The sequence below is a fragment of the Niveispirillum sp. genome (genome assembly GCF_052437035.1).
Classification (GTDB): Bacteria; Pseudomonadota; Alphaproteobacteria; order Azospirillales; family Azospirillaceae; genus Niveispirillum.
The window spans coordinates 841,475-855,248 of sequence record NZ_JBQVOH010000001.1 but is presented as its reverse complement, the minus strand read 5'-3'; the positions used below and the strand labels follow the sequence as shown (position 1 = coordinate 855,248).

Sequence of the window (13,774 nt, the reverse complement as noted above, 5' to 3'; positions counted from 1 at the left end):
TACCCTAACCCGCATGGCAGATCATGCGCCAATTGGATATATGGATAAAGATCATCCATATCCTGAATAATGCGACCATGTTCGATCCCCGCCTGCTGCGCGCCTTCGTCACCATCGCTGATACGGGCAGCTTCACAGTCGCCGCCGACCGCCTGCACATGACGCAATCAACGATCAGTCAGCAATTGGGCCGGCTGGAACAAGCGGTGGGTCAGGGTCTGATCGACCGCGCGGCCCGACCCGTGCGCCCCACCCCGGCGGGGGAACGGCTGCTGGGTCCCGCCCGGCGCATCCTGTCGTTACAGCGGGATGCGGCGGCGATGCTGTCCGATCCGGTGGGCACATCGGTGCTGCGCATCGGGTTGCCGGAGGATATTGCCACGGTGCCCATGATGTCGGTCTTCGCCCGCTTTTCCGCCGGCCACCGCGAAATGCGCCTGGACGTCACCACGGGCCTGTCGCGCGACATTGCCCGGCGATACCGGGCCGGCGATTTCGACATCGCCATCGTGAAGGAACCGGCGGCACAGGCCGACCAGCGCGCCAGCTTCCCCGAACCCATGGCTTGGTTCCAGGCGGCGGATGCCGGTGACGGTTGGCCGGACCCCATCCCGCTGGTCGCCTTTCCGCCTGGTGCGCTTTACCGGGATGCCATGTTCGACCGGATCGAAGGGATGGGCCGCCGCTGGTACATCGCCTTTACCGGCAGTTCGCTGGACAGCGTGGCCGTGGCGGTCGCCACCGGCATGGGCCTGTCGCTGCTGCCGGTGGCCGCCATGGCGGGGCGTTCAGTACGGCCCCACCATGGGCTGGGTGCCGCTCCCGCAATGGCCGTCTCCCTCTATGCCTGGGAAGGCAACGGTCCCATTGCCGACCTCACCGCGATGATGGCGGCGGTCCTGGCCGAACGGGCCGCCGGTCCCTAACCCCGCCGCTTCAGCAGCAGGCCCAACAGGGCGAAGCCACCGCCCAGCAGACAGGTCCCTTCCCAGCCAAAGTCAGCCCAGACGCGAACGGCTGTGGCCGATCCCAATGCACCACCCAGGAACATGCCCGTCATGAACAGGGTGTTGATCCGGCTGCGCGCGGCGGGGTCGAGGGCGAAAATCTGCTGCTGATGCGACACCAGCGCCCCCTGGATGCCGAAATCCAGGACGATGACGCCGACCACCAGGGCCGCCAGACCGGCCCACATCCCGAACAGCATCCATGCAATCAGGGTCGCAGCGGCCCCCAGCCAGATGGCCGGATGGGCCCCATGCCGGTCGGCCAGACGCCCGGCCACGGGTGCCGCCAGGATACCGACCGCACCGACCACCCCAAACAGGCCCGCCGCCTCCGCGCCCAGCCCGAAAGCCTCCAACCGGAAGGCCAGAACCGTCCAGAACACCGTAAAGGAGGCAAACAGACTGGCCTGCACCAGCGTGGCCATGCGCAACACATGTTCCCGCCGCCACAGATCGATCAGCGAGCGCATGATCGCGGCGTACCGGGGACGCGGCTCCATGCGCGTCTCCACCTCCTCCGGCAGGACCAGCACCATCAGCACCGCACCGAACAGGGCCAGCGGCACACCCAGCCAGAACATCTCCCGCCATCCGGCATGGGCCGCGACGAAACCGGCCAGGGTCCGGCTGAACAGGATACCCGACAGCAACCCCGCCATCACGGTCCCCACCGTCGCCCCGCGCCGTTCCGGGCTGGACAGGCTGGCGGCCAGCGGCACGATCTGCTGCGCCACCGTCGCCATCGCCCCGACCAGCAGGGAGGACAGCGACAGCATCAGCGGCGATGGCGCCACCGCCGTCAGCGACAGGGCCAGCGACAGCGCCATGAACTGTCCAATGATCAGCCAGCGCCGGGGCAACATGTCGCCCAGCGGCACCAGAAAGAACAGGCCCAGCGCATAGCCAAGCTGTGTGGCCGTGGAAACCGGTCCTGCCCCGCCCTGTCGCTGGAACTCCGCGCTGATCAGGCCCAGCATGGGCTGGTTGTAATAGATGTTGGCGACGGCAAGCCCCGCCGCCGTTGCCATGCCGAACAGGGCGTCCTTGCCCATGGGGGCGGCGACGGTCTGCTGATGAACGCTGGACGATTGCATCTCCGGGTCCTCTTCCCGATTGCTGCGATGCACATCATCTATGCCAGCCACGAATTTCGTTTTAGTCTGAGAGATCGTTAGGCCAGTATCACGGAGACCGTTACAATGGATACGCAAGACGCCCTGGTCTTCACCCATGTGGTCAGCGCCGGCAGTCTGGCAGGGGCGGCACGACGCCTGGGTATCACGCCCATGGCGGCAACACGCCGGCTGGCCAGCCTGGAGGCGCATCTGGGCGTACGGCTTCTGCATCGCAGTACGCGGGCCTTATCGCTGACGCCGGAGGGGGAAACCTTCCTGCCCTATGCCCAGGCCTTGCTGGACAGCGAGGCAGAGGCGCTGGCCCGGCTGCGGTCGGACAAGGCGGCGGCCACGGGACTGCTGCGGATTTCCACCACCGTCGCCTTTGGTACCCGCTATGTGGCGCCGCTGGTGCCGCGCCTGCTGGGCCGGCATCCCGAACTGCGTATCGCGCTGGACCTGTCCGACACGATGCCCGACCTGATCGCCAGCGGTACCGACCTTGCCATCCGCATCGCCCGCCTGCGTGACAGCGGGTTGATCGCGCGCAAGCTGGCCGACAATCCCCGCCTGCTGGTGGCCAGCCCGGATTATCTGGCCCGCCACGGCCACCCCGCCACCACCGCCGATCTGGCCGGACATTCCTGTCTGTCCCTGTTCGGGACCAGCCATTGGACCTTCATCGCCGATGGCGCCGAAAAACATGTGCGCCTGAACAGCCGCTTTACCGCCAGCAATGTCCAGGGCTGCCGCGCCGCCGCCCGTGCCGGGGGCGGCATCACCCTTCTGTCGGAATGGAACGTGGCGGAGGATCTGGCCAATGGCCGGCTGGTCCGCGTCGATCTGGCCGATGCGTCGCCGGAACCCATCAATATCTGGGCCGTCTATCCCACCACAAGGCTTCTGCCACAGAAGGTACGGGTGTTCATCACGGAACTGCGCGCCGCCCTGACTGCCGACGGAATGAAGGTAACGCCAGAAAAATAAACGCGGACTACTTTTATCCGCGTTTTAACGCTTGACGCACCAAACGCGGATCGATACAGTCCGCGTTATGGCACACATCACCGCAAGCGTTGAATATGGGATACACGGCCTGCTCTGGCTGATCGGGAATGAGGATGCGGCCCTGTCCAGCCGTGACCTCGCCGAGCTTCAGGGTATTTCGCCCAGCTTCCTGGCCAAGATTTTCCAGAAACTGGAAAAGGCCGGGATCGTAAGGGCGAGCGAGGGGGTCAGGGGCGGCTACCGCTTGGCCCGTCCCGCGGACGAGATCACGTTCCTGGCGATCGTGGACGCGATCGAAGGGGACAAGCCCCTGTTCGACTGCCAGGAAATCCGGGGCCGCTGCGCGGTCTTCGGTAATAACCCGCCGGGCTGGGCCACCTCCGGTATCTGCGCGGTGCATGCCGCCATGATGCAGGCGGAAAAGGCCATGCGCGACAGTCTGGCATCGCAGACCCTGGGCAGTGTGGCGCAGCGTTTCGGGTCGAAGGCGCCACAGGAATTCTTCACCGATATACAGGCCTGGATAGGGGACCGTATGCAGGGGCGCACCGCGCGCGGCGGCCGTCCCTCCCGCGACGATCAGGACTGATTTGATTTCCATTTGAGAAACTGACGGTGGGCAATCGCCCGCCGACGCTACCCCTTTGTCCGCCTTTCCCCAACCCACCACCCGGCGGGAACGGCCCCCCATGCCCATCGACAAGAGGATAAGACCATGACCAAGCAGATCATTATTGCCGGTTCCGGCTTTGCCGGCCTCTGGGCCGCCCTGTCCGCTGCCCGCGCCGTCCATCTGGCCGGAAAGGGGGAGGAGGTGGCGATCACCATGATCTCCCCCTCACCCAACCTGATCATCCGCCCCCGCCTGTATGAGGCGGTGCTGGACAATATGGCACCCGACATCTCCGCCCTGCTGACCGCCGTCGGCGTCACGCATCTGGCCGGGATCGTGGATAATATCGACGCCAACCGCAAGCAGGTGACCTTCCTGCCCCGTGATGGCGCGCCGCAGACCCTATCCTATGACCGGTTCGTGCTGGCCACCGGCAGTCGACTGTTCACGCCCCCCATTCCGGGGTTGAAGGAACATGGCTTCAATGTCGATACGCTGGACAGTGCGCAGGTGCTGGATGCGCATCTGAAATCGCTGGCGGATCGTCCCGAAAGCCTGGGCCGCAACACTGTTATCGTGGCCGGCGGTGGCTTCACGGGTCTGGAAACCGCCACCGAGATCCCCACGCGCCTGCGCGCCATCCTGGGTGATACGGCCCCTATCCGCACCATCATCGTGGATACAGCGCGGGAGATCGGGTCGGAATTCGGCACGGGCCCCCTGCCCGTCATCCGCGACGCCCTGGCCGAAACCGGGGTGGAGCCGCGCGCCGGCCTGCGCGTTGCCGCCATTGATGCCGAAAGTGTCACCCTGTCGAACGGCGAACGTATCCCGACCCAGACGGTGATCTGGACCGCCGGCATGCGCGCCCATCCGCTGGCGACACAGGTGCCGGGCGACCATGACAATCTGGGCCGCGTGGTGGGTGATGCCTTCCTGCGCGCACCTGCCGCCGATGGCATTCTCGTTACCGGTGATACGGTGCGCGCCGCCACCGATGATATCGGCAATGTCGCCCCCATGACCTGTCAGCATGGGCTGAGCCTGGGCCGTGTCGCAGGCCATAATGCGGCGGCTGAACTGGTGGGCCTTCCCACCCACCCTTACAGCCAGCCGAAATATGTGACCTGCCTGGACCTGGGCCCCTGGGGTGCCCTTTATACCGAGGGCTGGGACCGGCAGGTGCGCTTCACGCGTGAGGAAGGCAAGAAGATCAAGCAGGAGATCAACCAGATCTGGATCTACCCACCCGCCCCCGACCGCGACGCCGTCTTTGCGGTGGCGAACCCCGACTATGTGATTGTCCCGTAAACCAAACACGCTGTCGGCGTGGGCATTAAAACCGCGCCGCCAGACCACCCACAAAGCGGCGGGTGGCACCGGGCGACAGGAAACGCGCGTCCTCGAACCCCATTTCATCCGCCTCCCCATAGATGCCGAAGGTCGCATAGCGGCGGTCGAAGAGATTGTCGACGCGCGCATGCAGCGTCACACCGTCCAGAACCTGATAGCGGGCCGACAGGTTGAACAGGGCAAAGCCGCCGATCGGGTCGGTCAGGTTCGCCTCATCCCCGCGCAGATAGCGGCTGGATGAGTATTGCATCTCCGTCCCCACGGTCAGCCCATCCGTCAGCGCCACATCCGCCCCGATCTTCAGGCTGTGCAGCGGGATGCCGGGGATACGGTCGCCGCGTTCGACCGCAATCACCCCTTCCTCGTTCGCCTTCGGATTGTCAGGTGCCTGAATGGACAGGGGCGTGCGGAAACTGGCCCTGACCAGGGCGTAATCCGCAAACCAGCTGACGGCACCCGCCTCCCCGGAAAGCCCGGCCTCCACCCCCTGCCGCCACGTGCGCCCGACATTGTCGAAATAGCCGGTGCCCACAATCGGCCCCGCAGAAATGAAGATGATGTCGTCGCGGTTGCCGGTGCGAAAGGCTGACAGCGACCATGCGACGGCACCGTCCGACAGGTGTCCCCGCGCGCCCACCTCCCATGTCCGCGACCGCACATCGTCCAGCGGCGGATCGGCCAGGAAAGCATTGGGGAAGCGGCAGGGCTTTTCCGGGTCGGCGCAGGATAGTTCCGCCGGCGTCGGGATACGGTTGCTCTCATTCACCGCCGCGTAAAGCGTGGTGCCGGCCCCGGCATTCCAGGCAAGCCCGACACCGGGGTTCAGCGCCGTGTAGGTGTGATCCCCATCCAGATCATCGCCCAACTGGTCGCGCAGACGCAGATCGGCATGGGTCAGGCGCAGCGCCCCCGTCAGATGCAGGTCGGGCGTCAGGGAAAGCGTGTCGGAAACACTGGCCCCCGCGATCCAGGACCGGGTCTTCAGCCCGACATTGAATTCCTCATTGCCAATGGCGATGCCCAGGCTTTCCACCCCGCGCGTCGCATCCAGTTCGCCCAGTTCCGTCCCGCTGCCATAACGGGTGCGGGCATGATCCAGACTGGCCCCCAGGATCAGGATATTGCCCATACCGCGCAGCGCGCCTGCCTGTCGCGCCTGCAGGCTTATCCCCTGGCCGTCGGTGCGGGTCCGGGTGCGGTTGAACACGGCATCCGGTTCTTCATCCAGGCCCGTAACGGGGCTGCCATTGGCCCCGATCACGGGTTCCAGATCGTCGCCTTCCTCAAAACAGATACCGGCGCCGCATTCCTCAAACTCTCCCTGGTCGCCATTCGCCGTGCGCCGTTTCAGGTGACGCCAGTAACCGGCGGCGCGCAGGGTCCAGCCATCACCGGCCTCCGTCTTCCCACGGAAGGCCAGCGCCAGAAGGTCGCTGTCGGTAGCATCGGGATGGGTGAATACCCCGCGTCGGTTCTCCGACAGAAGATCGCCCGGTGCCGCCCCATTGCCCGTCAGTTCCGACGTGGCCGCCGTCAGGGAGACGCCGAATTCCGTCGCCGCCTCAGGCCGGTACAGAATATCGCCATAGGCACGCGATAAGCGGTTGGGCGAAAAATCGCGCCAGCCATCATCCCGCCCCTGCGATAGGCCCAGATAATAGCCGACATCGCCGGCGCTGCCCCCGGCCTCCGCCGTGACGGACAGGAAACCATCCGATCCGGCACTGATATCCCCGCCCAGTCCCTGGTAAACGAACCCATCCTTCATGGACAGGATCACGGCCCCGCCCAGGCTGTTGGGGCCGAAAGCCGGGTTGGACCCCGCCACCACCTGCGCCTGTCCGATGGCGAAGACCGGCAGCAGGTCCCACTGCACCACATCACCAAACGCCTCATTCACGCGCATCCCGTCCTGATAGACGACGATGCCCTGCGGCTCGCCCAGGGCCGGGGCCGCCGTGAAGCCGCGCAGGGCCACGCCCTGCTGCCAGGGATTGCCCAGACTGTCGATGGCGGCCACCGCGCCCAGCCGGCGCTGCAGCTCCTCCGTCGTAGTGACCGCACCGGGCCGGTTCATCTCCGCACCGTCCAGGCTGCGTCCGCTGGCCGGCAACCGGTTCAGCGGCACGCCTTCGCGCCCGCCGGCGGTTCCGATCACAATCACCTCCTCCGTCCGTGCCACGGGTTCGGCCAGGGCAGCCTGCGTCAGCAAGGCGGTGGTCAGCAGGCACAGCGTATGGGTGCGGCGCATTATTTCGTCCCCGGAACATGTCTTTGTTGCCGTTATTGGGACGTAGGCCCGGGGGTGGCGGCAATTGGACCATCGGGGCAGTCAGATATCCCTGACCAGGCGGGACAATTATCCTGATACTTTTGGTCAGTGGCGGATGGGGGTGCGGCGGGATTAGCCTGGGATTTTCAGCCTGTTCTGAAGGGAATGACGGCTTGTCCCTGCGGTGGCGGATCATTCTGCTGGTGATGCTTGCGGCGGCCCTGTCGGCCCTGGCCGGATTGGCGGTGACCATTGGTCGGGCGCGCGTCGCCGTGCGCGCAGAGACCGAGGCGGCGCTCAATCAGGCCCGCACGCAACCCGCCGTGATCACCGGCCATGCCCGCCATGTCACCCACCTGTTCGTGGCCGACGGCACCGCCATCCCGCCCCCCAGCCCCTCTCATCCCGGCGTGCCCGGCTGGTTCGTGGCCCTGATCTGGGATGGTGCCCCCGACATCCTGCTGCCCGCACCCGGCGGCCAATGGTTGCTGCGCGCCGATCCCGTGGATGAGGTGGCAGAGGTCTGGTCCGATACGGTGGCGCTGGCCTGGACGGCTTTGGTGATGCTGGCCCTGCTGCTGGCCGCCCTTCATGTTCTGGTCGGACGTGCGCTGGCCCCGCTGCACGGGTTTGCACAGGCGCTGGACCGGCTGGCACAGGGGCAGGCCGCCGACATGCCAACCGGGGATGGTATTCCGGAACTGACCGCCATCGGACAGCGTATTGCCCATCTGGACCGGGAACTGACGGTAGCACGCGCGGAAAACGCGGCTCTGTCGCACAGCCTGATCGCTCTGCAGGATCAGGAACGTGCCCAACTAGCCAGGGACCTGCACGATGAGCTGGGACCCATGCTGTTCGGCATCCGGGTCGATGCCCATGCCATCGCACGGGCCGCCGGCACGGGGCCGGTTCCCGCCGGCGACGCCACCGCGCGGGCCGATGCAATTGCCAATGCCGCCGCCGGTATCCGCGACCTGTCGCGCCGCATCCTGAACCGGCTGCGCCCCATGGGGCTGGACCATCTGCATGCCGCCGACATCCTGCGCGACCTGATGGATGGCTTGGCGCGGCAGCATGCGGACATCCGCTTCACCGCCAGCCTGGATGACGATGCCTTCACCCGTTCCGAAGCTGCCGACCTGACCCTGTACCGCATCGCCCATGAAGCGCTGCTGAACGCCCTGCGCCATGGCAGACCCACCCATGTCTCGCTTTCAATCGAGGGCGATGATCAGGGCGTGATCCTGCGCGTCACCGACAATGGCGGTGGCCTGGGCGATGACGCGCCGCCCGGCCATGGCATCATCGGTATGCGTGAACGGGTGCGTGCCCTGGGCGGGGATTTCACGATCCTGACCGACGATGCCGGCCTGACCCTGGTGCAGGCCACGTTGCCCGTCCCGCTTTCCTCCCCCCGGACACAGGAACATCATGGCTGATGCCGCTCCCCTGATCCTGGTCGTTGATGACCATGCCATCGTGCGCGGCGGCTGCCGGCAATTGCTGGAACCGCCCTTGTCCCGCTTCCGCGTGGTGGAAGCTGCCGATGGCATGGCCGCCCGCGAACAGGTGGCCCGGCACGATCCCGATCTGGTGGTGGCCGACCTGAACCTGCCCGGCAGCCCCAGCGGGCTGGACCTTGTCCGGGAACTGACGGGTGCCGGGCGGCGGGTGGTGGTGTTTTCCATGCATGAAACACCGGGCATCGCTGGCCGCTGTCTGGAAATGGGGGCCGCCGCCTATGTCACCAAATCGGACGCGCCCGACGCGCTGGTACAGGCGGCGGAGGCGGCCCTGCGCGGTGACCGCTGGCTGTCGGCCGACATCGCCCGTGCCTTGGCCCTGCCCAACCGGGAGGGTGACCTTACGGAGAGGGAGGCCGAAATCCTGGATATTCTGGCCGACACCACGGACCTGGATGATGTTGGTCGCCGCCTGGGTATCAGCTACAAAACCGTGGCCAACAGCCTGGTCCGCCTGCGCAATCGCTTCGGTGTCCGACGCACTGCGGATCTGGTCAGGGTGGCGGTGCAGCGACGGGCGGGGGGTTAGGCCACAACCCCCAGCACCACAGACGCCCCGCTATCCCCGATCAGGGATGCCGCGCGCGCCGGTGCTGCTGCCGCGATGGCGGTGGACAGTGCGTCGGCCATGGTCGCCGTCGCCGCCGCCACACTGACCTGCCGCCACGCCGTCGCCGGAAGTCCTGTGACTGGGTCCAGGATATGTCCGATCCGCCCAGCCGCATCGATCAAGGTACCGCGCGGGGCAGATGTGGCGATGGCCCGGCCCGATACGGGCACCGTGGAAAGGACACGGTCCACCGCGTCCGGGTCCGCGATGCCCAGCCGCCATTCCTGTCCATCATCGCGCAGGCCAATACCGCGCGGTTCCCCCATATCGACCAGCATATGCCCCACCCCATGGGACAGCAGCAGGTCGGTCACCCGGTCGGTGATGTAGCCCTGGGCAATGCCGTTCAGGGTCAGTTGCGTTCCAGGCTGCAACCGCACCCGGTCGCGCGCCACCATGACCCGTTGCCATCCGACCGTGCCTAAGGCAGCTTGCAGCCCAGCCGCATCCGGCACCCCGCCCCGGTATAGCTCCCATAGCGGCTGCACCGTCGGATCGAACACCCCACCCGTGGCCGCCGCGACCGTCAGCGCCTGACCCAACAGATGGGTGAAGGCGGCGGGTGGGTCACCCACCTCCCCCTCCCGGTTCAGGCGCGACAGCAGGCTGTCGGGCCGGTACAGGCTGAACAGCCCCTCCATCGCATCCACCAGCGCCACGACCCGCGACACCAGCCGTCGCGCCGTCTCTTCCGCCGCCCCATGCAGGGTTAGGCTGGCGGGTCCGCCCATGGCCTGCCCGGTCCAGGTGACGGGTGGCGGCTTTCGGGGCCACAGGGCGACACCCGCCCCGGCCAGCGCCACCGCCGACAGGCGCAGCACGCGACGGCGGCTGATCCGGGTTTCAGGCGGCATGACCATTCCCCTTCATCCCGATGCGCGCCGCCGCCCCGGCCCCATGTTTGGCCGCGACCACCAGCGGCACGCAGCGCCCTTCATCGGCATAGATGCCGACGCAATCCAGACACTGGAAACATTCGCCATAACGGATGGAGCCATCACGGCCGATGGCCTTGTACCGGCAGCGCGCGGTGCAAAGCTGGCACGGGCTGCCGCATGCCGCCCGCCGGGGGATCCAGTCCAACACCCGCAACCGCCCCGCCAGCGCCAGGAACGCGCCCAGCGGGCAGACATAGCGGCAGAACGGCTTGAATATCACCGTCCCCAGCAGCAGCCAAAACCCGGCATAAAGCACGAAGGGCAGGTCGCGCAGGAAGGTCAGGGTGATGGCCGTCTTGAACGGTTCCACCTCCGCCGCCGTCTCTGCCTCTGTCGGCGCGATCAGGGCCGTGGCCAGCAGCACCACCAGCACCCCATATTTCAGCAGCACCAGCCGCCCATCCAGCCATGCCGGCACCCGCACCTGCCGCAACGCCAAGGCCCGGCCCAGCGTGTCGGCGAATTCCTGCAAGGCCCCGAACGGGCACAGCCAGCCACAGAATGTCCCCCGCCCCCAGATGATCGACGCCACCGCGACATAGGCCCAAAGCAGCAGGGAAATGGGATCATAGAGCAGGAAGCCGAAATCCATCCCCCGCGCCGCCCCCTTCACCAGCCCCTGCACTGTCACGATGGATAGCTGCCCCTGCGCATAGATGCCGACAAAGCCCAGCGTCACCGCCAGGAACCCCATCCGCGTCCAATAGAACAGCCGCTCCCGCCGCGACAGGCGCGTCTGCGCGATCAACCCCGCTGTCAGACCCAGCAGCATCAGGCTCAGCACCGACAGTTCCGGCAGCCGACTGCCCCAGGCCAGCAGCCATTCCGGCGTTGGTTCTTCCACCACGGGCCGCGTGAACAGCGTCGGCGGCAGCGCGTAATCCAGGGGGAAATCCTGTATTCCCATTTCAGGCCGGATCACGCCCTTTTCCCGGATGACACGCAGCGACAGGGTCCAGGGGCTGGCGGGGTCGAAGGCAGCGGAACCGTCGATGCGGAACAGCCGCACCTCTTCCGCCACCGGCACCCCGGCGGGCAGGGCGTAATCATGCACCATGTCGCGGATATTGACGGGAAAGCCCGCTTGGCGAACCGACAGCCGGTCCGGCACCGTAGCCGGCACGAAATCCGGACCGGTATAGGAATAGCGCCCGCTGGACATCACCAGCAGCGCCTCCTCCCCCGGCTGCAACCGCGCCATCAGATGGGCATGTTGCGCGTCACCCAGCAGGGAACGGCCAATACCGGGACTGTTCAGATAGGCGACCCACAGGTCGATGAAGGTGCCGTCCGGGTCTCCTGTCCCCTCAATATCCAGGCCCGCGAAGATGGAGCCCTTGTACGCCACCTCCACCTGCGCATTGCTGAGGCGAAGATGGCGGACGAGGCCCTGTTCCACCAGGGCCGGCCAATCCATGACCTTGTCCATATCGGCGCGCGGCAGGGATTTTGGCTTGGGCGCGATGGCGGCCATCTTGGCCTGCGCCACCTTGGTCGCAGCACTCATGATGGTCAGGTTGGCGATGCGCAGGCTGGCCGTGGCCTTTGCCACCCCGTCCAGCGTGACGGAAGTGCTGCCCGCCCGGTCGGACGCGCCATACTGGCTGCCGATCTTGATATTCTGCCGAATGGTCAGGCCGCGATACTGGGTCAGGAAATCGGCGAAGGGCTGTGGACCCAGCCCATCCACAAAGACCGGTTCATGCTGCGACACGATCCGCACATCCAGCAGCCGGCCCGTATCATCCATGGCGACCGACAGGTTCATGGGCGTGCCGGAAAATCCCGGAATGGGCGTCAGGTTCCCCGTTTCGAAAATATACCCCGCCACCATCCCCGCCTTGATCAGCGGCCAGGCCGGCACCTCCCGATCCTTCTCCCCCAGGCTGTAGCCTTCGGGCAGCAGCCGCGTCATTTCTGCCTCGCTCAACCCGGCCCGCACCGGCCCGGCGACCATCAGCAGCATCAGCAACAGGACCCCGCGCAGCAGCATCGCTTCCCCCACCCTCTTGGGGGAAAAGGCTATGGCGCTGGCGATGGGGCGGGAATTGGACTTTGGTTTCAGACAGGGATGGTCACCGCCGGCACAGGCTTTCCCCCTCATCATCACCCAGACTGTCCAGCGGCGTGCGCTGGTGGAGATAGCCTTCCTGAGGGGAGACGGAGACAAGCAGGCGCGGAGAGGTGATCAGGATCGGCTGACGCAACTGCCCATCCCAGGGACGGAAGCTCAGCGCCTGTCCCTTGAACGCCGCCAGGGTGAAACCGGGGTCTTTCAGGGCCACCACCACCGCCGCCGCATCCCCGCCCTTGACCTTGCCCGCCGCCTCCGTCACGGCGCGCACTGCCGTCCAGGCGGCATAATCGCGTTCGGTCATCACCCGTCCCGCCAGGGCCTGAAACCGGTTCTGCAGCTGCGTGCCGCCCCATTGTTCAAACACCCGCGACCAGGCGGTGGGCGTCAGTTCGGCGGTGCCGGCCACGGGCCGCGGGCGGGCCGTGCGGTAGGACAGGAAGTCGCCGAACGCCCCCTCCTCATCCGCCACGATAAGCACGTCATGATCGGCCCCGCGTGTGAAGGTGGACACCACGTCACGCTCATTGCTGAAGCCGTCATCGGTGCGGGCATGACCCACATCGAAGGTCCAATCCTTCTCCTCAACGATCTTCGCCCCCAGCCGTTTGGCGGTGCGGCGCATGGCATCGGCAAAGGGCTTGTCCCCCGGACCCGCCCCGGTGACCAGAAACCAGCTGGTCCAGCGCCGGGTGACCAGATACTGACCCAGCGCATCGGCCAGCATCCGCCGGCTGGGGATGGTGTGCAGCAGGTTGGCGCGGCATTGCGCGTTGCGCAGGCCATCATCGCGCGCCCGCGCATTGATCACGACCGCCCCGTTGGCCGCCGCCTTGTCCGCCACGCGCAGCAAGGCATCGCTGGGCAGGTCGGCGATGATGAAGCGCACGCCCTGGCCCAGCAAGGCATCTACATCCCCCTCCCGCCCCTCCGCCAAGGTGAATTCCTTCTTCAGGAACCGGCCCGTGACATTGCCATCCTGAATACCCAGTCTCACCCCCATCAGCGCCCCGTCGCGGATGACTGGGTCCAGAAAGGACAGGGGCGTCGCGGGGGGATCGTCGGTGCCGATGAAGCCGATGGCAAGCCGGGTCATCGGCGCGGTTGCCGCCACCGGCTTCGGCGCATCGGCGGCCAGAACGGGGGCCGCACAGCACAGGGCCAGGGCCAATGACAGGGCGCGCAGCATCGGTCTTCTCCCCGCGTCGGAACCTTCCGCCAGCATAAGCCCGCCCCCGCGCGCGAATGACATTGCACT

At 66.5% G+C, this 13,774-nt stretch carries 11 protein-coding genes; 6 read left to right on the top strand and 5 right to left on the bottom strand.

The window, feature by feature from the left end; translation table 11 throughout:
- Positions 1 to 77 precede the first annotated feature (77 nt).
- Complete coding sequence (locus tag ACT6Q8_RS04060) at positions 78 to 926, top strand: LysR family transcriptional regulator (protein ID WP_444734060.1); 849 nt, start codon at positions 78 to 80, stop codon at positions 924 to 926.
- On the opposite strand, the gene ACT6Q8_RS04055 is transcribed toward ACT6Q8_RS04060, so the two are convergent.
- Positions 923 to 2,101, bottom strand: a complete 1,179-nt coding sequence (locus ACT6Q8_RS04055) for an MFS transporter (protein WP_444734059.1) — start codon at positions 2,099 to 2,101, stop codon at positions 923 to 925. The genes ACT6Q8_RS04060 and ACT6Q8_RS04055 overlap by 4 nt on opposite strands.
- 105 nt (positions 2,102 to 2,206) lie before the next feature.
- Between ACT6Q8_RS04055 and ACT6Q8_RS04050 the strand changes: the two genes are divergently transcribed.
- The 3 genes from ACT6Q8_RS04050 (at position 2,207) to ACT6Q8_RS04040 (ending at position 5,054) form a co-directional block, all read left to right on the top strand.
- Entirely contained in the window at positions 2,207 to 3,109 is a 903-nt protein-coding gene (locus ACT6Q8_RS04050) for a LysR family transcriptional regulator (protein ID WP_444734058.1), read from the top strand.
- Positions 3,110 to 3,176: 67 nt separating this feature from the next.
- Complete coding sequence (locus tag ACT6Q8_RS04045) at positions 3,177 to 3,719, top strand: RrF2 family transcriptional regulator (protein ID WP_054167319.1); 543 nt, start codon at positions 3,177 to 3,179, stop codon at positions 3,717 to 3,719.
- 126 nt (positions 3,720 to 3,845) lie between these two features.
- Positions 3,846 to 5,054, top strand: a complete 1,209-nt coding sequence (locus ACT6Q8_RS04040; protein ID WP_444734057.1) for an NAD(P)/FAD-dependent oxidoreductase — start codon at positions 3,846 to 3,848, stop codon at positions 5,052 to 5,054.
- A 25-nt stretch (positions 5,055 to 5,079) separates the two neighbouring features.
- On the opposite strand, the gene ACT6Q8_RS04035 is transcribed toward ACT6Q8_RS04040, so the two are convergent.
- Positions 5,080 to 7,347, bottom strand: coding sequence for a TonB-dependent receptor (locus tag ACT6Q8_RS04035; protein WP_444734056.1), 2,268 nt, complete (start codon positions 7,345 to 7,347; stop codon positions 5,080 to 5,082).
- A 194-nt stretch (positions 7,348 to 7,541) separates the two neighbouring features.
- Here ACT6Q8_RS04035 and ACT6Q8_RS04030 point away from each other — a divergent pair, with 194 nt between their 5' ends.
- The gene (locus ACT6Q8_RS04030) at positions 7,542 to 8,810 is read left to right on the top strand and encodes a sensor histidine kinase (RefSeq protein WP_444734055.1); all 1,269 of its coding nucleotides are present in this window, start codon (positions 7,542 to 7,544) and stop codon (positions 8,808 to 8,810) included.
- A complete protein-coding gene (locus ACT6Q8_RS04025) occupies positions 8,803 to 9,423 on the top strand; it encodes a response regulator transcription factor (protein WP_444734054.1) in 621 nt (206 codons plus the stop codon). Before ACT6Q8_RS04030 ends, ACT6Q8_RS04025 begins: the two co-directional genes overlap by 8 nt.
- Here the strand turns inward: ACT6Q8_RS04025 and ACT6Q8_RS04020 are convergent.
- The 3 genes from ACT6Q8_RS04020 to ACT6Q8_RS04010 are packed head-to-tail and all read right to left on the bottom strand — an operon-like array spanning position 9,420 to position 13,705.
- Complete coding sequence (locus ACT6Q8_RS04020; RefSeq protein ID WP_444734053.1) at positions 9,420 to 10,358, bottom strand: FAD:protein FMN transferase; 939 nt, start codon at positions 10,356 to 10,358, stop codon at positions 9,420 to 9,422. The genes ACT6Q8_RS04025 and ACT6Q8_RS04020 overlap by 4 nt on opposite strands.
- Positions 10,348 to 12,549: a 4Fe-4S binding protein gene (locus ACT6Q8_RS04015; protein ID WP_444734052.1), complete on the bottom strand. Its 2,202-nt coding sequence runs from the start codon at positions 12,547 to 12,549 to the stop codon at positions 10,348 to 10,350. Before ACT6Q8_RS04015 ends, ACT6Q8_RS04020 begins: the two co-directional genes overlap by 11 nt.
- The gene (locus tag ACT6Q8_RS04010; RefSeq protein WP_444734051.1) at positions 12,518 to 13,705 is read right to left on the bottom strand and encodes an ABC transporter substrate-binding protein; all 1,188 of its coding nucleotides are present in this window, start codon (positions 13,703 to 13,705) and stop codon (positions 12,518 to 12,520) included. Before ACT6Q8_RS04010 ends, ACT6Q8_RS04015 begins: the two co-directional genes overlap by 32 nt.
- Positions 13,706 to 13,774 lie beyond the last annotated feature (69 nt).